Below are 22,604 nucleotides of genomic sequence, written 5' to 3' on the forward strand. Positions count from 1 at the left end.
TTAACATTTAGTGGTCGCGTATTATATAAGGAATTCTGTGATTAACAGTAACACCAACATGGATGAACATAGCGAGCCAACGCCCAAAAAACGTCTAGCCAACCTTGACGCCATTCGTGGTGTGGGTGTGCTGGGTATTTTCTTTTTAAATATCTATTTTATGGGCAATAGCTTTTATGGCTATGCCCCCCATGCTGTACAGCCGGTTAGCGATATTGCCATAGAGCTTACGAGTAACTTTTTCTTAGAAGGACGCTTCTTTAGCTTATTCGCCATCATTTTTGGCGCGGGTATGTTAATTCAATTTGAAAAATATCAATCTCAGTTAGCACTGCCGTCAGCACAAAAGTCACTTAAACAACAAAAGTGGCGTTTATATTGGTTGATTCTATTTGGGGTTATTCACGGGGTTTTTATCTTCCCGGGCGATATTTTACTGTCGTATGGTGTCAGTGGATTACTGGCTTTTAAATACCGCTATCTCGATGCAGATGCGTTAATGAGGCAGGCTAAATGGTTTATCTTTTTGTCGCTTATTCCTATCGCGTTGATATCACTAACGCCAGACGAGCAGGTGTACCTGCGTGGTTCAGCTTTATTTATTGAACAATTATCGGCATGGACAGGCAGTTATTCTGAGCAATTATTAATGCATTTAATGATGTTTGGATACATGATTTTGGTCATTCCACTCACGCTAATGTGGTTTATTGCTGGGCTGATGTTACTTGGCATGGCGCTGTATAAACGAGAGGTATTTAGTCACGGTTTTGATAATATCACAGTCAAAAAATGCATTTTTTGGGCTGTATTATTGTCGGTAATTGACTCACTTTTTAGTTTCAGTGAAAACCCCATGCTGGTCAGTTTTTCTGATGTGGTTTTACTGCTCAGTGCCATAGCCTGTGCTTTGGTGTACATCCATATTATTTGCCTAGTTTGCCGCAACAAACCAAACCGTTTAACAGCACTGCAAAATGTCGGCAAATTAGCTTTTAGCTTATACATATTACAGTCAATCGTCGGCATTTTACTCTTGCGTTACTTTGCCCCGCAATGGCAGCAAGAACTCGACCGTATTGGCTATCTCTCTATTGCCATTATTTACAGCATGGTGCAATTAGGGTTAGCGCAGGTGTATTTACGCCACTTTAACCAGGGGCCGTTAGAAAAGCTTTGGCGTTATTTGGTGTTAACACGTGGATAATCGACAGCAATATTAAGGACACAGCACCATGAAAATCACGTCTCGTTCATTAGCGTTGGGCTTAAGCTTCGCGCTGTGTTTTAGTCTCAGTAGCTGTGTTAGCTGGCTGGCACCCTCGGTTAACGCAGATCTCGCCACACTGGAAACCGGCCAATATAAACTCGACCCAAACCATGCGGCATTAATATTTAAAATACAACATTTAGGGTTATCGACCTATTTAGGACGCTTTAACCAATTTGATGCCAGCTTACGTTTTGATCCGCAAAATATCAGTACATCCCGTTTACAGGCGCTGGTCGATATCCCTTCAATTGATGTCAACAACCCAGACTTAGCCGACACTTTACAAGGCAGCGATTGGTTTGACAGCCAACAATTTCCTCAAGCCCTATTTATCAGCCAAGGCGTTAACCCTTTAGTAGATGAACAATTTGAATTTTATGGCCAACTCACCTTGCATGGTGTTACCCGCCCTGTCAGTTTTATTGCTCGTTTTCATGGTGGTGCAGATAATTGGATGACAGGAAAATACACCTTGGGATTTAGTGCAACAGGCACCATAAAACGCTCAGATTTTGATATGGCAAGTTACATTCCGTTAGTTGGCGACGAAGTGCAACTCGAGATTTACGCTGAATTTTTAAAACAATAACCCATAAGATAATCATTCATATGAATAAATTTGCTTGGCTAATGTTGGTGATATTGACACTCAACAGTACACTTATTGAACTTTGGCTTGGCGTAGCATTTTTGATACTTAACTTACTCACGTTGGGTTTGTATTACATCGACAAGCGCGCATCAATAAAAAGTCATCAGCGGATCAGTGAAAAAACATTACATGCTGCCGCCTTACTCGGTGGCTGGCCTGGCGCATTGCTAGGCCAACACCACTTTCGTCATAAAACCCAAAAGGCATCGTTTATTCGTATTTTATGGTGCTGCATATTAGCCAATATCGTAATGGTTAGCGCTGCGAGCTATTTATTTTATTCATGGTTCAAATTGCAATACTCATTTGCCTGAACTCAGAATATAAAACGCCAGTGTTCTTGTGGTTTTGGCTACACCAGCAGTGTTAGCCTAGGTTGTTTTACGGTAAACTCATGCTACATAAAACCAATAGTAGAGAGCGACTATGCGTATGATTTTGGCCGTGGTGGTCATTGCTGGAGTGATTTTTTATTTTTTTACTCAGGCAAACAACTCAAAAGCAGCGAAAGAAAACATCGAAAAAGGTAAGCAGTTTTTAGCTGAAAATGCAAAACGCGAAGGCGTAGTACAAACCTTGTCAGGTTTGCAGTATGAAGTCCTCACCAAAAGCGATAACACAGAACACCCAAAAGCCAACAGTAAGGTGACGGTACACTATCATGGCACGCGCATAAACTTACAACTACAGTTAACAACTTGAGTAAGTTAAAATGAAAGCATACATATACAGCCGCATAAGTACTAAGATACAGAAAAAAGGTGATGGACTAGATAGACAGCTTGAACTAACACATGCATACGCTAACAGCATAGGTCTTGAAATACAGTTAGACAGCTTTCAAGACATTGCATCAGGCTATCACGGCAGACAAATGCAAGGACGTTTAGGTGTGTTCCTAGACGCTATCAAAACAGGCAAAGTAAATACTCCTGCCGCATTAGTAGTTGAGTCATTAGATCGTTTAGGTCGTGAGCATACAATGGATGCTTTACCTCGTTTAATAGACATTATTAACAGTGGTGTTGAAGTCCATGAAGTTTCAACTGGTGTTGTTTATAATCGCGAAGATACTCACAAAATACACATTGCTATTGCAGTAATGGAACGCGCTCATAATGAATCAAAAGTAAAAGCACTTAGAGCTAAACAAGCTTACAAAACAGCTAGGGAAAAAGCATCCGAAACAGGTAAGGTTATAACCAGTTTAGTACCAGTTTGGATGGAAGTTAAAGATGGAAAGATTGAACTCATTCCTGAACGAGCTGAACTAATAAAGCGTATTTTTCAAATGTATATCAATGGATGTGGTGGTGGCGTCATAGCTAAAACATTAACATCTGAAAATATCGAATATCCTGTTTATAGAGATGCTGCACACAAACATAAACCAGTATGGAATGAACAGCGAATAGTTAGAATCATAAAATCACCATCAACTTATGGTGCATTTGTAAGCACAACAAATGCGCACAAAGACAACATTTTATATGACTACTACCCTGCTGTTATCACTATAGATACTTTCAACAAAGCTCAACAAATAAGGATAAATCGCGTCACTACAAAAACTAAAACTCACGCGATGCAAAACATATTCACTAGTTTGTTAGTGTGTGGAAAGTGCGGATATACATACCAACCTAACATGAGCAACACTACTAGAAATGGCATCAAGGTTAGAATGATGTATCTGCGATGTAGTGGCCGTACTGGCACTGGTCAATGTAAGGCTAAAGCAATCAACTTACCTGATACTGAATACACTATATTAAACTGGTTTAGATCGTTACGATTTAGCAAGCTACAAGTAGATAAGCGTGATGAAATATCAGATAAACAAGCACAAATAACGCAGCTTAATGAACAAGCTCAAAACTTACTAGTGCTAGTATCCAAAGGTAACTCACGCGCTATAGCGATGTATGAGGATATTGAAGATCAGCTTACTCAAGCCAAGGCTGAACTATTCCGTTTGGAAGACACACGCACTAAGCCTCAACTTGAGCGAATCGAAACTAAGTTAGCCCTTGATCCTGAGAATATAGATTTAAGACGACTTGTTAACCTAGAGCTTCAAAAAGTTATTAACAAAATCGTAATCAATAGTGATGCTAAAGATATCAACTTTGAAGTACATTTTAAAAATGAAAGCTTTGGTATCAAGCAGATTAAAGGCTATAGAAAAAGCATTAAAAACGCGTCAGCTGACAGTGAACTACCTAGCGGTTGGCATACCCAAGCTCAAAATATTTAACTTTGTATAAAAACTAAGAACTTTGCTAGCTGATACTGAAATGCTAGCAAAGTTGCATTTCTGTATTTCATCACTTAATAGATGATCAACGCCTCATATTTACACTACTCCATTTTAAAACAGTTAGTTACCTCCCCTATTTCTTGCCATATTTGCTTAAAGCGATAGAATGCTTTTAATAGTATTATTTTGTGAGGCATGGATGGACAAGCAAGAGATTATTGATAATCAAACAAAAGAAGTGATTCTTAAGTATTTAGATCAACACAAAACCCGTTTATATAGGGATGTAGCACACGCATTTGAATCTCAAGGCTCACAGTTTGGTGCTCGACGCCTTGTCGCATGGAGAAAGGTTGTATCAACTTTTCTTGAGGAATACATACCAACAGAACAAGTACGATTCAATGGAATGTTCAAGAAGATTGCTATGTTTGGTTCTACAAACAAAAGTGATTTAGAGATATTTTGGATTAACGATGGGAAAGGTTTACTTGCTTATATTGAGTCACTAATCCTCGATATTCAAAATGATGAATATGATTTCACGCCAATCAACAAGGAAGTTCCTAAAATGACATCATCACCTGACGTTGAAGTAAAAGCAAAATCCAAAAAAGTATTTATCGTACATGGTCATGATAGTGAAGTTCGTTCTAATATTGAATCATTTTTGTGGAGACATAGCTTTGAACCAATCATTCTACAGTTTCAAGCTAGTAGAAATAAAACAATCATCGAAAAGCTAGAACATCACACAAAAGATGTTGGATTTGCGATAGTACTGTATACCCCTGACGATTTAGGGCAAGTGAAATCTAAAGCATCAAATGGTGAGTTAGGAAATAGAGCTCGTCAAAACGTTATTTTTGAACATGGTTTTTTAATGGGCAAGATTGGTAGGGAAAATGTCGTAACCTTTGTTAAAGGTGATATTGAGTTACCAAGTGATATTAGTGGAGTTGTCTATATCGATGAGTCGAGTTGGGAACTTTCATTAATACGTGAGTTACGTGCTGCTGAATATGAGATTGATTCAGCAAAAATATAAACAACTATTCAAGGAATGAAAAATGAAAAAGATTACATCAATAGCTATTCTAGTTTTTTTAGGATCACCTATAACTTTGGAAGCTGCTGAAATAAAACTAAATATACCCTCTGATCCTAAAGCTAGCTACACGGTACTAGAAAAATCTAGATCTGGTGATGAAGCTATTATTGTTACTAAGCGTGTTGGTTCAAGTGGTACAAGCTTTTCAAAGCGTTTATATAACTGTTCTAACGAAACTGTAAAATATATAGGCTCAGGTGAAACAATAGATAGCATGAACGCTTCAAAGCCTGATGCCAAAATGGCACCAATATTTGAAAAATCCATTGCGTATTACGTTGGAAAAGAGGCTTGTAAAAAATAACAAAAGATCATTTTATGTGTACTAGTCCTACTTTTTATTAGAGCAAAAAGGCCAGTAACTTTTATGCTACTGGCCTTTTTTTATTTACGCTGTAAAAGCTCATCAAGCTTTCCATTCATTTCTTTTTGAGTAGCTTTAATGTCGTCAATATGTGAGTGCAATGTACCGATTTGGTTCTTAACCACAGCCATTTCACTCTGCCCCTCATCCACTTTCTTGTTAGTAATGTCTTGACGCCTCCATCTATCATCATCAACCGCTTGTTGTGTTGAGTGCTTTTGGTTGTGCCTTTCCAAGTCACTAACTTTGCTTTCCATATCCCCTATTTTTGATTTAGCTAGATAACCAATAACTGCAAAAATAGCAGTGACTATTAATGTCAGTATTATTTGATTATCCATAAATCACCTGATACTTCGCTTGATAACGATTTCATAAAACCTCCTTGTTGCCTGCTGTACCTCTACAGCAGGCAATCCCTTATTGTTCTGTTGATATAACTGTTAGTATTTGCGAAGTTACATTAGCAGTTGAGTGAAAACGACTATAAGCTAGAACTTTAATACGATAAGCATAAGTGCCTGTTGTAGTTGTGTTATCAGTAAATGTCGATGAACCATTACAACGTTCATCGGTTAACCATCTACGTGTTTCGTTGTCATATTCAGCAGTTGTTGTCCCATTAAATGTTCCAGAACTAACTGTAACCCATGAACCGCTATTAATAGAGCGTTCAAGCTGCCATTGAAGCTTTGGTTGTGTTGGATTTGTTGCTGCTGATGTGCCACTGTAAACAGCTCCTAACTGATAACTAACAACAACATTCTTAGCTTTACCATTACTTGAGAACGGCCCAACTTCGTTCATATAAGAACCAACAGTGTATGGTGTTAATAACGTAGTATCTAAACCATTCTTTAAAATACCAGCTGATAAAGCACCACCAAAGTAAGCATCACCATTAGCTGTTACATACTGAGTAGCATTTGATTTTCTTAACGCTGCAAAGTTTGGCTCACTACCTGACATTAACTTAGCACCACACCATTTCACTAAACTATCAGGACCAAATGGAGTAGCAGAACTAATCTCCATGTAGTTAGTGCCTAGTAAGCGCACTTGACCGCCCTCAATGATAGGTGATGATATTTTAGTGCCAGCTTTGATTTTATCGCCTGTAATCGTATCACCAAGTATGTGAGTAGCATTAATAGCACCAGCTTTGATGTTACTAGCTTCAAGCTGTCCTACGTGAGCAGTTGTAATACTCGCGTTTTGAATCACTGCTGTATTCAAATAAACAACGTTATTCACTAGCTTAAATGGCGCAACACCACTGCCACCAGTACTGTTAGCAAGAACAATACGATCTGCTTGTGCTATGAATGCACTTCCCATTGGACCACTACTTAAACCAATACCAGCAACATGACCAACTGAGTTAACCTTAACAGTGTATTCAGCTCTTAACCCGTTAACGCTAGAACTTAATGTATTAACGCTTGAGGTGTTGTTGCCTACTGTTGTAGTTAAACCATCAACACGAGTAGCCATAGCACTATCTTTAGCTGTTACTAGATCAACGACTTCTGTGTACTTGCTAAGAGCATTGGTAGCAACATTTGGCATCAAGCTAGACAAGCTAGGTTCATTACCATCTATTACATCAACTCTAGGATTCCAAAAATATTGCTTAGCGGCTGGGTTTGTTGAGTAATACAAATAAGCTCGTAGATGTTGACTCGTAGCACCTGCTGTCATTTTATAATCTGTGCCACTAGCAACCTTAACACCAGTTTCACAATCATATAAACCAGACACCCCCGAATCAACAGTTCCTGTATCAGGTTGTAATACACCGACCATTAGATACCACTTGTTGTTTGCTAAGCCTCCTGCCCAGAAATATGGATTAGTGTTTAATGACCCTGTTAGATTCAATGTTGGTCCGCCACCCGAACAACCAAAGAATGTTGTTCCACCAGTTGCTGTTTTATAAACATATAGAGTGTATCTATATGACTTTTTACTATCACAAGCAAATACAGCTGAACCAATACCACCATCACCGTCACTGTTAGCACTTGAGTTAGTGTTCATTTCCCATAACACTGATTTACTACCATATGGATCATCACCTAATACAAAACGGTTTTCATCTGTTGAACCGTTTATATACATACCGCAATCTAATGGGTGTTTACCTATTTTCCAGTTATCCATGTACTTTTGAAGTAAGTTACCTCTAGAGTTTATTTCATTTCGTACAGAAGCTTCCATTGCTGTTAATGCAGTAGTCTGAGCGCTATCTTTATTACTAATCAAAGTAACTGCTTGGTCATACTTACTATTTGTATAAGTTGCTGCGGCTGCTTGTGCTGCGGCTGCTGAACCTACTGGATCTGCTCCTGCAATAGCAGCATCGACTCTAGCAGTATTACACCAAGTAGGTGGTGTTGTCTGATTGCTACCCCACATAGATAACTGAGGCATAACATAAAACAAATAAGAACTACTTTGTCCTTGGTCAGTGTTGTATTTTCTTACCACACCTTTAGCATAAACAGCACCAGCAGGAACATCACGATATGACACTAAACGCTTATAACCCGATAAACTATTACCACCATTCAAAACGTTATAGTTGTAATCTAATGGGCTGTTAGTAACAACTGCACCTGCTGAGTTATAAAAATATATAAATGCTGCTGTTTTACAACGATGTGCGCCAGTATAAATGCTAAAGCCTAAACGCTGTCCTAGTGTAACTGACACTGGTAATGTAAATGTATCGTAATAAAGATCGGGATTAGTACCTTGGGGAGCGCCTTGGTTAATATCACCTGTAAATCCACCATAATCTAAACCCCAACCATCTGATTCAAGCCGAGAGGTTTTATTAACGCTTGATATTGTTCCACTACCAACTGAATCAAACCCAACGGGAACACCGTTCACAAATGGTTTTTCAAAACCAGCATCAGGTATCAAGTTATATATTGAACTGGCTATTTCACTTGCTGCGTTAACTTTATTAGTAGAATCAGTTTTAAGTGATGTTTCCATACTTGTTAAAGCTGATGTTTGAGCTGAGTCTTTATTATTAATCAAAGTAACCGCGTCGTTATACTTAGTATTTGTATAAGTAGCTGCTGCGTTCTTAGCATTAGTTTCTGCCGTGTTAGCTTTATTAGTAGCATCAGTTTTAAGTGATGTTTCCATATTCGTAACACGAGTTGCCATAGCAGAATCTTTAGTAGCTAATGCGTTTTCAACTGTTGTTATTTTCGCATTAACAGCTAACTGCTCAGTAACATCTTCGAACTTAAAATCAGCAAATCTACACTTACCAGAACCACCGTTATAGTTACCAATAGCCATAACTTGAATATAACAAGTCCCTGCACGGAACTGATTATGTGATGCTGTACCTGTTCCAGTTATTTCACCTGTAAAAGTAGTCCAAGTATTTGGAGTATCACCACCAGCTTTACCACAATACCTATAAGTGCCAGCACCACCTGTTAACTCGTTATAGTTAGCATCATAAGTTCTAACACCTAAATACGAGTTTTTATTACCACTTATTGTTTGCTGTTTAATCTTAGCTGTTAAGCGATAAGTCTTACTTGGATCAACTGGAATAAAGACACTGTTATAAGGCCAAACATCTCCGGTTACTTCTAAACACTTACCAACTTCAGCATCGTTAACTACTTCACCAGCAGACCAGTTTAATGTTCCACGCTTAAAATCAAAGTTAGTTTCTTGATTATTAATCTCAGAAAGTGAATAACCAACGGCTGCTTCTAGTGTTGATGTTTTGGTTGATTGAGCTGTGTCTTTTTGGTTAATCAAAGTAACTGCTTGGTCATATTTGCCGTTAGAATAAGTTTGTGCTGCTTGTTGTGCTGCGGCTGCTGAACCTGCTGGATCTGCTCCTACATCACTTGCTGATAAACTATCCTTAGCAGCTAAAGCACCTGCTCTTACTGGACTTCTTGAAATAACAATATCTTGAACTAATGGGCTGCCATAGTTACTTGATGCTGATATTTGTAAAAAAGGAACAATCGAAGTCGCATCGGCGTGCATTACTTGACTACCTTGAACCCAAGTCCAACCAGTATTTCCATTTAAGAATGTAGATGTAATCCATGAGTTCTGAGCTACACCATTAGCATACTTTCTATAACCAAAGTTAACTCTATTTGAAGTTGCTTGGGTATTAATCCACGCGCCCCAATATATTGTTTCACCTGCTACTACTGGAATAGGATTTTGGTATTCATAGTTATCACGAGTAGATAACATCAACGCATGAGTTCTACCATCTAAAGCACTAACACCTGTTACTGAGTTAATAGCAACTACACTACCTGAACTCCATCCACCTTTATTAGCATTACTAGTGAATGTAGATATATTCAGTAAGTTTGTTCCACCAGATTGCGCTAAAGCATCATTTAAAGCTTGGTTAGCTTTGTTAGTAGAATCTGTTTTAACTGATGTTTCCATGTTAGTTAAAGCAGTTGCTTGAGCTGAGTCTTTTTGGTTAATCAATGATACTGCGGCATCATACTTACTATTAGTATAAGTAGCTGCTTCAGTCTTTTTAGTATCTGCATATGACTTAGCATCAACTAGTGCTTGTGCTGCTTTAGCTGCTGCGTCTGTAGCTGCTGCTACTTTTGCATTTGATTCAGCACTATTAGCTTTAGTAGTAGCATCAGTTTTAGCTGCTGCTAGTGCATTGTTTGCTTTAGTTGAAGCGTCTGTTGCTGCTGCCACTAGTGCCGCTGCTTTCGCTGCGTCAGCTTTAGTAGTAGCATCTGCTTTAACTGCTGTTTCCATACTTGTTAAAGATGAAGCGAAAGCAGTATTTGCATCAGCTAAAGCAGTATTAACAGTAACGATATCTGCTTTGTTTTTATTAGCTGTAGCAGTAACAGTATCAATGCGAGTTGATAAAGCAGTATCTGCACTAGTACGTGCTGTCTTTTCAGTTGTTAACTTACCATCAACACCATCTACGTTAGCTTGAACGTTAGTGATGCTTTGAGCTAAAGCAGCTTCTTTAGTAGTTAAAGCAGTATTAACAGTAACGATATCTGCTTTGTTTTTATTAGCTGTAGCAGTAACAGTATCAATGCGAGTAGATAAAGCAGTGTCAGCATTAGCAAATGCAGTGTTAACAGTAACGATATCTGCTTTGTTTTTGTTAGCTGTAGCAGTAACAGTATCAATGCGAGTAGATAAAGCAGTGTCAGCAGTTGTACGAGCTGTTTTCTCTGTTGTTAACTTTCCATCAACGCTATCAACATTAGCTTGAACTGTATTGATGCTTGAAGCTAAAGCAGCTTCTTTAGTAGTCAAAGCAGTGTTAACAGTAACAATATCAGCTTTGTTTTTATCTGCTGTAGCAGTAACAGTATCGATACGTGTCGTTAACGCACTGTCTGCTGTTATACGCGCATTCTTTTCTGTATTAACACTAGCTGTAGCAAATGTTTTAGCGCTTGTCTCTGCTGCTTGTGCTTGCGTTAAAGCAGTAGCTTCAACTGTATCAATACGTGTCGCGGTAGCTGAGTTATTATCAGTTACCGTTTTAGTTAATGATGTAATAGAAGCTGAGTTAGCATCACTTTTAGCAAGTACGCTATCTACTCGTGTTGATAAAGCACTATCAGCATTAGTTCTAGCTGTAACTTCTGAGCTTATTGATGCTGAGTTAGCATTACTTTTAGCAAGTACACTATCTACTCTTGTTGATAAAGCACTGTCAGCATTAGTCCTAGCTGTTGCTTCAGCTGTTATTGCTGCTGCATTTGAACCAGTAGCTGCACTAATAATATCAACACGTGATGATAAAGCACTATCTGCATCTGAACGTGATTTAGCTTCATTGCTAATAGCAGTACCACGAGCACTAGCCTCGGCTATCAACGCATCATGACGAGCACTAGCTTCAGCAGTAATAGCATTAGCTCTAGTAGTAGCTTCTGCTGTGATTGCTGTATTTCTAGCAGATGTTTCACTAGCTACTGCTGTTGTTATAGCTGTAGCACGATCACTAGCTTCTTTAGCTACTGCATTAGTTCTAGCAACTGTTTCAGCTTGAATAGCTGCTGCACGATCACTAGCTTCTTGTGTTACTAATAACAATGCATCTTGAGCATTTTGAATATCAACTCTAGCTCGTTCAACAGCTTCATTTTGTAATGATTCATTGATCCCAGCAATAATCCCGTCAACGTCAATATCAGCTAAAGTAACTTCAGTTAAAACAACCTCTTTTTCAGCACTAAAGTTAATACCCGTTTTATCAAAAACATCATAATGACCAATACGGCAATACCACTTACCTACACTCAAACTCTTACTGAAAGTATTATCCCTAACATCAGCAACTAAAGAACTTGAGCTTGGTGTAAAGCCTTTTGTTTTGCTCATGTGGAACTGAGTACCATTGTAATCAAGCTCAATAGGCTTAAATGTACTGGCGTAGAAAGTATCGTAATCAACATTAACAACAACATCGATTGGTGCTGCTATTTGGCTGTTTACTACTGTTACTGTTGCTGTAGCTGAACCTGTTTGATTCATTGTGTTAATAGTACGGACAACGAACTTTATACTGCGTTTCAATCCATCAGCAGCATTTTTATCTAATGTGTATCTATAAGACGGATCAGTAACAACTTCTGTTCTACGTAGACTTGTACCTGAATAAACACGCACTTCATATCCACTAATAAAAGGGCGATAAGTACTGTTATTAACGCTTCATACACTGGACCTTAAGCATTAAGTCTGACATAAATCCCATCTAAGGTTATGTCTTCTTTAGATTTTCTTTGCTGTGACTTTGGAGCGTTTCTTGTTATATAGCAAATCGCCCAGTCTAGCTTTTCTGTTATTTCTGACCAGGCTCGATGACAGATACATTCAAAGATAGGCAGTAACCAAACGTCCACATTTTTTGCAGCTTTGAACAGTGAAACTGAGGGCATTATCTGAAGTGCGGTACTGCGCCTGATGATAACTGCCAGCAGACTGGCCCAGACTAGGCCGTCAACTATCGCTTTTTGCGCGGTAGCAAATCTCTGCCAGTTTGTATGTGATTTCAACTCTTTGAACAGCAGTTCAACCTGCCAGCGGCAGCGATAAATCGCCATAATATCATCGGCTGAGTAGGCCTCTGTCGGTAGGTTTGTTAACCAGATACAAAACCGCTTTTCTTCAGCGAACCAACGTCTTACAACTCGAAACTCCTGTTTGCCTCTGTGGACTTTGAGGTCAAGAATTTCAGTGCGGTTGGTACGGCGCGTTATGTCTTTGAGCTTCATTCCAGCTAGCTTAGGAAGAATGCGGCCCTTGCCATTTTTAGCTTCTACAACCCTTGGATTGAGTGACTTTGCACCCCGAACAATATAGAAACCATTATGACGCTCCACATCGGCAAAAAACTCGAAATCAGGGTATCCCGCATCAGCCAGAAGTAGCTTGTTTTTCATCTTAAATGGCTTGGGAAGATAGGCTCTTTCTGAAGCCGTATCAGCAGTTATCGTCATCGCCGTCGGGTTAAAGGTTCGTAATGACATGGTCATATGGCACTCTATCGCAGCAGGATTGCGTTTAAAGCGGCTTGGGTAGACATCGGCTAACGCCTTGTGAACATGAAATGAACTGCCATCTTGAAGCAGAATATCATCAAAGCAAGACAGCTTCTTCGGAAGCTGAGCACATTGTTGGCGGGCAAATTGAGCGATAGCCAACTGTACCAGTTGCTGCATAAAATGAGGAAAGGCTTCCTTACGGAGCTGGTTGTGGAAGGGCTTGTAAGCCACATTATCATTTTCAGTCAAACACATACCATTGAACTGACGATGCAAGTCTGCAATGGCATGGCAGTTGCCTTTACTCAACGCAGATATCAAGCTTGGGATCAGTATTTCCGGCAGAATAGACCGATTTCGTTGAATAAACCCCGTGCGCTTAGCCGTTTTTTGAAGGATGTTTGCATTGAAGAATTGCATAAACTGCTTTTTTAAGGAGATAATCGTCATCGGCTTTATTTATTGCTCATGGTAGTTTGTTTGGCGACAATTATCAGATCATAAATAAGGCCTTTTTTCTACCTAAAATATAGCGTTATCGCTAAAGATCCTGTCTATGATTAACGCTTAATGGATTACTATCATCTACAAAAGCTGTATTTCGTAAATCATCCCACTTAACGACAGCATCAACACTAGTAAACTCTGCTGCCATATTTGAAACAGATGGAAACTCAACCACGTTTGTATTGATGTTTAGTGTTGCTGATACGTAATCACTCACAAGCGTTTCAAGTTTATTACAAGCACGAATCCTAAATGTATACGCACCAGATTTTAAACTTACTGCTCTGAATGAAAGATCGTTTGTTTTAGCTAGTAACTTATATTGACCAGTTGTCTTATATTCAATGTTAAAATGGTCTACTGCTGCTGATGCTTTCCAACTTAAATCAGCACTACCAGCCACATCAAACGCGACCTGTTTAACTGTAAAATCAGTTACTGGATCTAATGATTCAGTGATCGTAGTTGTGGTTAAAGGTAAGTTTGCATCGTATGGAATGTTTAGCTGTAGTACTTCAAAAATACCAGTGTCATAAACTAAACAGTTCAACGTAACAGTTGAATCAGTGTTGATTGTTTTATCAACAATACTATAAGCACGATCAATATTATTCTTAGTGTCATTAACACGAATAATATTACCTACTTGATACTGGATACCTACGTGTGTAGATGTGAACTTAATACTGTCTTGTAGTTTACTTTTGTTTAAAAACATACTCGCTAAGTAATGAGCACGTCCATAGCTATTACAGAAGTTAAGATTAAGCTCTTTAAACTCTTTGCTATTACTATCACCACCATCATAGCTATTATCAATAGTTACAACTGATTGATTAGTATAACCAAAGTTAGGATCTCGATACGTTGCCTGTACACCGTTATATTTTGTATCGCTGTCACCGAACTCATATTCAATATCACCAATAATGTTAGATAAATCGAATGTTTTTACTACTGTTGATGGTACATGGCATTTTAAGTGTGTAAGACCGTTATAAGGAGGTAGAGTAGCATTCATTTCAGATAGCATTTTCTCAACGTTATCTTCAACAGTTTCACTTTGATCAATGATACCGTTAAAGCTAAAACGAGCTGCTTCCTCAACATCACCTACAGGTTTGTTTTTAACAGCTAACTCAACAGTAACTTCAACATCTTCATCACCAGCAAGAGCAGCGACATACTCACCATTAGCATTAATGATAATCGCGTAACCGTAATACTTACCACCACTCGTTAAACTACCGCTTTTATATCTAAGTGTGTTTACTAATAAAATAGGGTCTGTGATTTGATAACCAGCTTGCTCGAATATTTGCTTGTTGAATGCTTGTGCGCGTTTAATATTTTCAGCATCTGAGTCTGTAGCAGTTAAACCAACTACATCATAACCCTCATTAATAATATGGCCACGATGTAAGTCTGTGCGTGAACGCTCACGAAAACGTGATGGACCAATATTAATAACCTTACCGCTTAATGTGCTATCACTCTCTCTAATCGTTGTTTTTGCACTAGTGTTAGCAAGTAAGTTTTGACCTGTTTTAAGGTTAATCACCTGGTCACATACTGCTGCTTGTTCAATAAAGCTATCGGTATCAAATATAGATGGATCTTTACCAGCACCATAGCGACTGTTAGTTAGATAATCATACAAACATAAAGCTGGGTTATTACTCCAAACCTTTTCATTTGATTCAGTTCTAATATCACGAACTAGCTGCCCTTTAATATCGAACTCAAACTTAGGTTCAACATCAAATGCTGATAAGTCGATTAGTACTGCTACTGCTGCTGAACCATTACCTTGGAAAGTGTCATCCCATTTAGGACTTAACTTAGCTATTGTTAATGGTGTTGTTGTGTAGTCAGTTCTACCTGTTGAAACTTGTGTGTAAATCGTACGCTGTGAACCCGCTGTCACTTGTAAAGTATCAAAGAATGATTGATATTTTATGTCGTATTCAATAGTAGTTTTTTGAAATGGGTGATTCTTAACAATCACACCTTTTATTTGTTCAACCGTAGCAGCAAACATACTGTTACGTGAATCAGAACCATTCACATAAACAGCTGGTACACTGTGGATCTCGCCCTCAGATACTGTATAAACTTGCAGCAAATAATCTTTATTCGGACCTACTAAGTCTTGAAATACTAAGATGCCGCCAGTACGAGTTTCACCATAGATAACAGGCTTTCTTTTGTCGCCTGATTTAGTTTCTAGAAAGCGATCATAGTTAAGTAACTCAACATTAAAATCAGGTGATGCGAATGCACTAATACCTGAAATAGATCGTTGTTGAGTTGAATATGGGTTGTGGTTTTTCTCAGCCATCCTTGGCCTCCTGTGTTAACTCTTTCTGTGTTAGCTGCTTAGTACTTGCTCCTAAGTTCTGTTTAAGATTTAGTAAAGTAAAAGACTAAGATTAAGTGTTTTGATTTTTCCAGCTAACTTCCATGTCCGTCATTGTCGAGTATTTATAGAAGTTGTCGTTTGGGTAACGTGATGTTTGTTCGCTATGGTTCGTCCGTGAACTAGCTTTAAAATCAAGATTAAGCTGTGTGCTTGTGGTGATTGTTAAGTCGCTTTTTTTGGCTGATGTGAACTTAGCTGTCTTCACATACCCGTTAAAATAGTTATAAATGCTAGTAACTTTATTGCCTTGTCTGAATGCTGTGATTATTTTGATTTGGCTATTTAAAGCATCTGTTGATACAAACAAGTTTCGAATCGTTTCATCTAACCCAACAAGAACAAGCTTCACACCTTTACTATCTAGTTTTGCTGACTCTTTTACGTTATCGAACTTCTTAATAATGTTTAAGCTGCTGTATCGCTGTTCATCGTAAACTAAGTCAAAAGGACAATCTGTGTAGTAAAAGCTTTGTTCTTGTATGTGTATTTCGAACAAAAAGTTAACTTCTAACGTGTTCTTATTTAAATCATTTGCTAGTGTCATTACACGTCCTCGATTATTTTAAGTTTAAACTTTTGATAGTTAGCTGTATGTGGCGCTCTCTCTAGTTCATTAGACTTTTGATATCCATATATGTGTGCATCAAAATCAACGTAAGTAGTTGAATCAACATCAACACGCAATGCAGGATGAATCACTAATACGTTTGTTAACGTGTCATGTGAAATGACTGTGTAGAGCTTGCTATGATTGCTGAAGTTAAAATAAGTACCACTCTCAAGCTGACTTGATGGGACTAACGCTATTGAAGTCTCACCAGCTTCTGTTGTTTCTTTAACATTCACAGTTAAAGGATGTGTGCTATCAAGTAGCTGTAAACCTAATGGTATTTGAACCTTAAAGCTTTCATAGTTACCTGACTTGCTTGCTAAGAATGCATAAAGCGATTTAGCTTCTTTTTGTGATTGAAGTAATGTAGTTCCTTCGAACTCATATTGTTGGAAGCCGTTGTTTTTTCGAACAACTGTCCCATTTAAAGTTATATCTGTATCAATATCGTTAACGTCATTTACTGATACTGATTTATCTTCCCAGCGGTTATACGGAAATGTGGTCATATGCCCTCCTTTGTTGTTGTATTTATAAAAAAAGGGCTAGCACGAATGCTAACCCTAGTTTGGATACTTGTTGGTTATTGATTATTGGTTATTGATTATTGATTAATAGCGTTATAAACCATTTGATTGAAATACCCCTCAATATTGTTCATTTGATCAACGAATGATTTACTATCTGTAGCAGTAATAGTCACGTTCACATTAACGGGTTGTTGAGTAGGTTGTTCTGTTTTAGCTGTAGCAGTATCAATCTTTTCAAGAGCTGTAATAGCAGCAGCACCTTTAGCACGTGGCACAACTACTTCATCTTTTTGTAAGTAGAAAGTACCATCATATGGAATAGTACCGCCGTCATGGAACTGACCTACAGCAGACGCACCAGATACAGCAGCAGATGTCATTGTTGCTCCATAACCAGCAGCTAAACCACTGATCATTGCTGAGAATGCAGGAGCACCTAAGTTAATAGGCCAAGGAGCAGCAGCGAATGAAGTTAACGCATTTAATCCAGCTTCAGCGACTTTCTCAGTGCCTTTCGCAGCAGATACTTGAGCGTTAGACTTACCAGCAATCATTGCGTACATTTTATCAATCAAGAACATTTTTATCTTTTCAGCTACGTATGAAACAGCCATTTGTTTAAAGACGTTCTTCATTGATTTACCAAAATCATCACCATTCATCATCATGCTAGTAAAACTATCAGCGACACCTGACGATATTGATTCCCACATACCCCACATATCTTCTTGAAAGCCAGATAGTGACTCAACCCATACTTCTTGTTGTGTTTCTAAATGCTCATTTTCCATTTCAGCTTTAGCATCAAGATATTCTTGTTGAGTGATTAACTTGTCATCATATAACTGCTTCAAGTTTTCCATTTCAAGTTCATTCTTAATCGCTAACGCTTCACTTTCTAACCCAATACTTTCAAGTGTATTAGCTCTTTCAAGTGCTAACGCTTCACCCATTTCAACACGAGCATCATTAGCTTCTTGCTCAGTTAATAACCCCTCAGCTTGCATATCAGAAATAAGCTGTAGATCATTTTGCATTTGAAGTGTTCTAGCTTTATCAGCTAAACCAACAGCATTAAGGTTTTCGATTTTTTCTTGAGCGTATGAACGTTCTTGAGCTGCTACTTTATTACCTAGCTCAATACGAGCTTCAGTAGCTTGAGCATTTGAAATCTCATTAAGTGATTCAAGCTTGTTGATGTAATCCAGTTCAGATTGATATTGAAGTGTATTAGCTTCTCTAGTTAGCCCTAATGTATTCAAGTTCTGTATACGTGCATCAAGTAACTGCTTATCACGATCAATCGTTAGAATAGCTTGAGCTTTATCAAACTCATCACGAGTTAAATATCCATTTTTAACGTATTCATTAAGCTTTAACTGTGATTCATTAAAACTATTCTCAATAGTCTTATTAACACCTATGGCAGATGAAATGATTGCATTGTATTCAGTCAAAGCATCTTTTCTACCAGTGCCATTAACAGTACCACCAGCAGAACCAGAATCATTACCTTTAGTCGTTGCGCCTAAATCAGTTGTTCCTTTCTTGCTTTGAACACTATCTATATCTTTGTTTAACTGATCTAGCCAATCATTCATTCTAGCTTTAGCTGATTTCAAACCACCAATAACACCACCGTTAACAGATGTTTCAACTTTTGATTCTAAATCAGTAACCTCTAGTTTTAATGCTTTTACTTCATCTTGCCATTTACTAATAACCTTATCATTACCCTCACTTCGCCATGTGTGGATAGATGGAAATGTTGAGTTCTCAATAACTCTGTTAGTCTCAGCTTTAGCATCAAGTGCTTTTTGCAATCGCTGTTCAGCATAAACCAACATATCAGTACGGTCTTTTAACTGTTTCTCTAAATCACTAGTTGTTAGTTCAATCTTAATAGGTTCAGCATCAGTAAAATACATATCAGCCCAAGCATTGTGGACACCTATAATCGCTGTATAAATGCTTTTAAATGTGGTAACTAAAAACTCAGCCACATCAAATACTGCATCAGCCATTGTTTTAGCTGAATCAAAAGCCCACTTTCTTAGACCGCCCTCTTTGCTTTCAATCTCAGTTAGGTAATCACTAGCCATTTTCATAATAGGCTCAAGCATAGGTGCGAAAGCTACTGCGAAACGTTCACGAATAATCCCTATTTGTGTGCCTAACTTAGTCCACATTTCATAAGCTGAACTTAATAAACTAATGTCAGTATCAGTAACAAAACCACCCATAGCTTTGTAATCAGCAACAACTTCAGTCACTGACTTACCGCTAGCTTTAAGCGCATCTAATACTTTTAACAATGCATCTGAACCTAATGCATCTGCGAACTGTCTGCGGTTGTTATCAGACATTTTTGAAGTTGCTTCATCTAATAATGATAACTGTTCAATCGCGCTCTTACTGTTCCAACTTTTTAAATCAACATTAACTGTATCTGTGAAGTCTTTAAAAGCACCACCACCAGTAATAGCTAACTCACTAACCTTTAAGTTCAAATCCTTTAATGCGCTATAAGCATCATCAGCTGATACTCCGAACGTACTTAACTGAGTTGTTAGTGCTCTGTATTGGTTAACGTTCACGCCTATTTGTCGTGCTAAGTTAACCTGTTCTTTTACGTTTTTAGCTGTATCTATTGTATTAGCAACAATAGCAGCACCTAACGCTGTAACAGCTCCAAGTCCTAATGTGACACCAGCGGCCATTACACCACCAGCAGTTGAGCCAATATTAGATAAGTGCTTACCTATATCGCCTGAATGTTTTTTTGCGCTTGAGCTTGCAGATACTAATGCTTGGCTAAACCGAGCAGTATTAGCTACTAAGCTGACGCTTAATGTTGCTATATTTGACATATGACTTCCTTTTCATTCTGTTGCATCCATGCACAGATTTTGGTCAAAAAAAAAGCCCCGAAGGGCTTTATAACGGGAATATCCCAGTTTGAGAATATAACGGTGAGTTGATTAGATGTGATTGATCTGATTATTCGGATTGCTCAGTAGGTTCTATAGCTTCAATATTTTCAATATGTTCATCTGTGGATATAGGCTGCTCTGGTGTAGCCATTGAAAGCATCATATAGAATGCATTTGCTACCTTATCATTTGATTCAACAACAACGTCACGCTTGAAATGATGAGGAAAAATATCGTATATATCAAGGTCTTGATTTTTTTTCATATGAGGTGCGGCAGCAACAAACTGTATTAATCTTGCGAACTTCATAGTATCCCATTCAGTGCCACACTTATATTTTTCACAATAATCACGCAATAAACAATAATCTTCATGAGGCATAGATTTAACTTCAGATGGAAGCTTTTTGAAAACATCACAAATCAAAGCAACATAGTAATCTTGTGCTCTTAACTCTCCGCCGTTTTCTTCTTTCCCAGCGGATCTTGTAACCACCCTAAAATAACTTCACTTAGTTCATTAAGCATTACGAGATCTAGCTGTTCTACATCTTCTGGTTCGTTGAAAACTTGTTCACCGTTTTCATCACGTAACCAATGGACTAAGCCTTGTTTGATCAATGTGTTTATATGCGAACCATAATCTTCTACTAATGCATCGTATTGGTTTAACGCCATGCCTTGTAAGTAGATATCAGTACCATCTTCAAGTGTACGTTTAGTTAATCGTGGCTTACTTAACTTTTGTAAAAGTGTTAAAGCTGGTTTTGGTTGTTCTTGGTGTTCTGTATTAGTTGTTTTAGTTGTATTAGTTGTTTTAGACATTTTAATCTCCTAAAGCAAAGGCTCTCAAACTGTTGCTTTTATTGTTTAGTATTCTGTTATTCCGTTTTTGATAATGTTATTTATGTTGATTAGCTGTGAGTGATTATGCTCACAGCTAACCGAACAAAAGCTATTACGCTTTAACTGGATAGGTGAAACCACCCTCAAGATCGATACGAATCGTTACTTGACGATATGCATCAGCACCAGTTGAAATATCAAATGAACCAACAGAACCGGTCATTTGAACATATTGTGAACCCACGTAAGCTTCAGTTTCACCTAGTTCAACTACGAATGAATGTGAACTACCTGAAGTGTAAGCATTGCGTAAACGAAGCATACTTGCGTCATTAGTTACGTAGTTAAGTACTAATGTAACTGGACCCGCTGATTTAACACCTGCTTTGTTAAGTGTATAACCACTACCAGCTGTGCCATTTGCGTATTCACTACCAGTTACTGTACTTGCTGAGTTAGTTAAACCTGAAACATCAGAAACATAAGCGATCATGTTTGCTGGTACTGCGACTGCTGTTATTAATGCGCCTACATCACCCATAAAAATACGAGTAGCTAAGCCTGTTGAGCGTTGATTTGTGACTGCCATCCTTGGCCTCCTTATTGTCTATCTTTTACCTTGCGTTCATTAGTAGAGTTAAATCTGTTATGAACTGATAAAGTTTTGTGTCGTTTTCAAATACTGGCTGTTGTTCCATTAAACTTGTGCCTAATACTCTGAACGTTTTTTGATTTGAACTTGTTTGAATATCACCTGAGAAACAATAAAACTTATCAAAGATTTCTTGTTGTAATATGCGACCATTCATCACTGACTTGTTGTATATAGTCACCTGAAAGTTAACGTTATATGTTGGATTCATTAATGAATAAAACTGATTACTTAGTGGTGTTATGACGATGAAGTTATCCTCTGCACTTGCAGGAGCAATCATGTAATAAACAGGCACATTAAACTTCTCAAGTTCACATTTTAATGCGATATCAATCATGGATTACCTCCTGCTTTTCTAGCGGCCTTAGCTGCTTTAGCAACCGCTCTAGCATTCTTCGCAGCAATAAGCATCGACTCACGTATTAAGCCTAATGAAAGTGATTGTTTGAATGTGTTGATTACTTGCGATTGATTGTTTTCAAGTGCTGGTCGTAAGAATGGAGTAGCTATTTGTTTACTTGTACCGAACTCAGTAGCCAATATATAAAATCGACTATCTATGTTAGTTCCTGCATGTTTAACACGTTTAAAGTTACCAACCTTAAAAGCCATAGTAGGCTTGTCGATACCTGTTAAACCTAACTCTCTACTTTCACGATTTATTTGCTTCTCATTTTTGTATGTTGATACACGTAACGATAAGCTTTCTCGCAAGACTTGTGTGTCTTGTGGTACTAGTGCGATAGCTGTATCTAAAACCACTTGCATAGCCGCTTTACCAGCGTTTCTAAGCAGTTTAGTACCCGCTTTAACACCTATTTCAGCTAATGCATCATCTAACTCTTTCAAGCCGTCAACGTGAGTGTATTTATATGACATAAG

At 38.1% G+C, this 22,604-nt stretch carries 18 protein-coding genes and 1 pseudogene; 7 read left to right on the top strand and 12 right to left on the bottom strand.

Going from position 1 to position 22,604, the window contains the following annotated elements; all coding sequences use genetic code 11:
* The first annotated feature begins 37 nt into the window (after positions 1-37).
* The 7 genes and pseudogenes from K8B83_RS18855 to K8B83_RS18885 all read left to right on the top strand — a co-directional run bounded on the left by K8B83_RS18855 (position 38) and on the right by K8B83_RS18885 (position 5,600).
* Positions 38-1,207, top strand: coding sequence for a DUF418 domain-containing protein (locus K8B83_RS18855; RefSeq protein ID WP_223418659.1), 1,170 nt, complete (start codon positions 38-40; stop codon positions 1,205-1,207).
* A 28-nt stretch (positions 1,208-1,235) separates the two neighbouring features.
* On the top strand, positions 1,236-1,862 hold the full coding sequence (locus K8B83_RS18860) for a YceI family protein (RefSeq protein WP_188739469.1): 627 nt from the start codon (positions 1,236-1,238) through the stop codon (positions 1,860-1,862).
* A gap of 20 nt (positions 1,863-1,882) precedes the next feature.
* On the top strand, positions 1,883-2,239 hold the full coding sequence (locus K8B83_RS18865) for a DUF1294 domain-containing protein (RefSeq protein ID WP_223418661.1): 357 nt from the start codon (positions 1,883-1,885) through the stop codon (positions 2,237-2,239).
* Between the two features lie 112 nt (positions 2,240-2,351).
* Positions 2,352-2,603: pseudogene (locus tag K8B83_RS18870) on the top strand (FKBP-type peptidyl-prolyl cis-trans isomerase N-terminal domain-containing protein); the annotation flags it as partial.
* Between the two features lie 34 nt (positions 2,604-2,637).
* Entirely contained in the window at positions 2,638-4,182 is a 1,545-nt protein-coding gene (locus K8B83_RS18875) for a recombinase family protein (protein WP_223418662.1), read from the top strand.
* 202 nt (positions 4,183-4,384) lie between these two features.
* On the top strand, positions 4,385-5,233 hold the full coding sequence (locus tag K8B83_RS18880) for a TIR domain-containing protein (protein ID WP_223418664.1): 849 nt from the start codon (positions 4,385-4,387) through the stop codon (positions 5,231-5,233).
* A 22-nt stretch (positions 5,234-5,255) separates the two neighbouring features.
* Positions 5,256-5,600 carry a hypothetical protein gene (locus K8B83_RS18885; protein ID WP_223418666.1) on the top strand — a complete coding sequence of 115 codons (345 nt, stop codon included), beginning with the start codon at positions 5,256-5,258 and terminating at the stop codon, positions 5,598-5,600.
* Positions 5,601-5,680: 80 nt separating this feature from the next.
* Here K8B83_RS18885 and K8B83_RS18890 read toward each other — a convergent pair whose 3' ends face one another.
* From K8B83_RS18890 to K8B83_RS18945, 12 genes are all read right to left on the bottom strand, one after another.
* On the bottom strand, positions 5,681-6,001 hold the full coding sequence (locus tag K8B83_RS18890) for a hypothetical protein (RefSeq protein ID WP_223418668.1): 321 nt from the start codon (positions 5,999-6,001) through the stop codon (positions 5,681-5,683).
* Positions 6,002-6,080: 79 nt separating this feature from the next.
* Positions 6,081-12,341 (bottom strand): DUF1983 domain-containing protein, encoded by a 6,261-nt coding sequence (locus tag K8B83_RS18895; RefSeq protein WP_223418670.1) that lies wholly within the window; start codon positions 12,339-12,341, stop codon positions 6,081-6,083.
* Between the two features lie 59 nt (positions 12,342-12,400).
* On the bottom strand, positions 12,401-13,669 hold the full coding sequence (locus K8B83_RS18900; protein WP_223418334.1) for an IS4 family transposase: 1,269 nt from the start codon (positions 13,667-13,669) through the stop codon (positions 12,401-12,403).
* A gap of 91 nt (positions 13,670-13,760) precedes the next feature.
* Positions 13,761-16,067: a phage tail protein gene (locus K8B83_RS18905; RefSeq protein ID WP_223418672.1), complete on the bottom strand. Its 2,307-nt coding sequence runs from the start codon at positions 16,065-16,067 to the stop codon at positions 13,761-13,763.
* Between the two features lie 91 nt (positions 16,068-16,158).
* Positions 16,159-16,692, bottom strand: coding sequence for a hypothetical protein (locus K8B83_RS18910; protein WP_223418673.1), 534 nt, complete (start codon positions 16,690-16,692; stop codon positions 16,159-16,161).
* Positions 16,692-17,267, bottom strand: coding sequence for a hypothetical protein (locus K8B83_RS18915; RefSeq protein ID WP_223418675.1), 576 nt, complete (start codon positions 17,265-17,267; stop codon positions 16,692-16,694). The genes K8B83_RS18910 and K8B83_RS18915 overlap by 1 nt, the downstream gene beginning before the upstream one ends.
* Positions 17,268-17,362: 95 nt before the next feature.
* A complete protein-coding gene (locus K8B83_RS18920; RefSeq protein WP_223418677.1) occupies positions 17,363-20,158 on the bottom strand; it encodes a phage tail tape measure protein in 2,796 nt (931 codons plus the stop codon).
* Between the two features lie 130 nt (positions 20,159-20,288).
* Positions 20,289-20,717, bottom strand: coding sequence for a hypothetical protein (locus K8B83_RS18925; protein ID WP_223418679.1), 429 nt, complete (start codon positions 20,715-20,717; stop codon positions 20,289-20,291).
* Positions 20,672-21,046, bottom strand: coding sequence for a hypothetical protein (locus K8B83_RS18930; RefSeq protein WP_223418681.1), 375 nt, complete (start codon positions 21,044-21,046; stop codon positions 20,672-20,674). The genes K8B83_RS18925 and K8B83_RS18930 overlap by 46 nt, the downstream gene beginning before the upstream one ends.
* Before the next feature lie 133 nt (positions 21,047-21,179).
* Positions 21,180-21,656, bottom strand: coding sequence for a hypothetical protein (locus K8B83_RS18935; protein WP_223418682.1), 477 nt, complete (start codon positions 21,654-21,656; stop codon positions 21,180-21,182).
* 25 nt (positions 21,657-21,681) lie between these two features.
* Positions 21,682-22,059, bottom strand: a complete 378-nt coding sequence (locus K8B83_RS18940) for a hypothetical protein (protein ID WP_223418684.1) — start codon at positions 22,057-22,059, stop codon at positions 21,682-21,684.
* Complete coding sequence (locus tag K8B83_RS18945; RefSeq protein WP_223418686.1) at positions 22,056-22,601, bottom strand: HK97-gp10 family putative phage morphogenesis protein; 546 nt, start codon at positions 22,599-22,601, stop codon at positions 22,056-22,058. Before K8B83_RS18945 ends, K8B83_RS18940 begins: the two co-directional genes overlap by 4 nt.
* Positions 22,602-22,604 lie beyond the last annotated feature (3 nt).

Origin of the sequence: Shewanella inventionis, assembly GCF_019931735.1 — a bacterium.
In the GTDB taxonomy this organism is placed as follows: Bacteria; Pseudomonadota; Gammaproteobacteria; order Enterobacterales; family Shewanellaceae; genus Shewanella; species Shewanella inventionis.

Coding starts and splice junctions, on each gene's coding strand:
- K8B83_RS18860 (WP_188739469.1), top strand. CDS start 1,236: ATGAAAATCACGTCTCGTTCATTAGCGTTGGGCTTAAGCTTCGCGCTG.
- K8B83_RS18865 (WP_223418661.1), top strand. CDS start 1,883: ATGAATAAATTTGCTTGGCTAATGTTGGTGATATTGACACTCAACAGT.
- K8B83_RS18875 (WP_223418662.1), top strand. CDS start 2,638: ATGAAAGCATACATATACAGCCGCATAAGTACTAAGATACAGAAAAAA.
- K8B83_RS18880 (WP_223418664.1), top strand. CDS start 4,385: ATGGACAAGCAAGAGATTATTGATAATCAAACAAAAGAAGTGATTCTT.
- K8B83_RS18885 (WP_223418666.1), top strand. CDS start 5,256: ATGAAAAAGATTACATCAATAGCTATTCTAGTTTTTTTAGGATCACCT.
- K8B83_RS18890 (WP_223418668.1), bottom strand. CDS start 6,001: ATGGATAATCAAATAATACTGACATTAATAGTCACTGCTATTTTTGCA.
- K8B83_RS18900 (WP_223418334.1), bottom strand. CDS start 13,669: ATGACGATTATCTCCTTAAAAAAGCAGTTTATGCAATTCTTCAATGCA.
- K8B83_RS18905 (WP_223418672.1), bottom strand. CDS start 16,067: ATGGCTGAGAAAAACCACAACCCATATTCAACTCAACAACGATCTATT.
- K8B83_RS18910 (WP_223418673.1), bottom strand. CDS start 16,692: ATGACACTAGCAAATGATTTAAATAAGAACACGTTAGAAGTTAACTTT.
- K8B83_RS18915 (WP_223418675.1), bottom strand. CDS start 17,267: ATGACCACATTTCCGTATAACCGCTGGGAAGATAAATCAGTATCAGTA.
- K8B83_RS18920 (WP_223418677.1), bottom strand. CDS start 20,158: ATGTCAAATATAGCAACATTAAGCGTCAGCTTAGTAGCTAATACTGCT.
- K8B83_RS18930 (WP_223418681.1), bottom strand. CDS start 21,046: ATGTCTAAAACAACTAATACAACTAAAACAACTAATACAGAACACCAA.
- K8B83_RS18935 (WP_223418682.1), bottom strand. CDS start 21,656: ATGGCAGTCACAAATCAACGCTCAACAGGCTTAGCTACTCGTATTTTT.
- K8B83_RS18940 (WP_223418684.1), bottom strand. CDS start 22,059: ATGATTGATATCGCATTAAAATGTGAACTTGAGAAGTTTAATGTGCCT.
- K8B83_RS18945 (WP_223418686.1), bottom strand. CDS start 22,601: ATGTCATATAAATACACTCACGTTGACGGCTTGAAAGAGTTAGATGAT.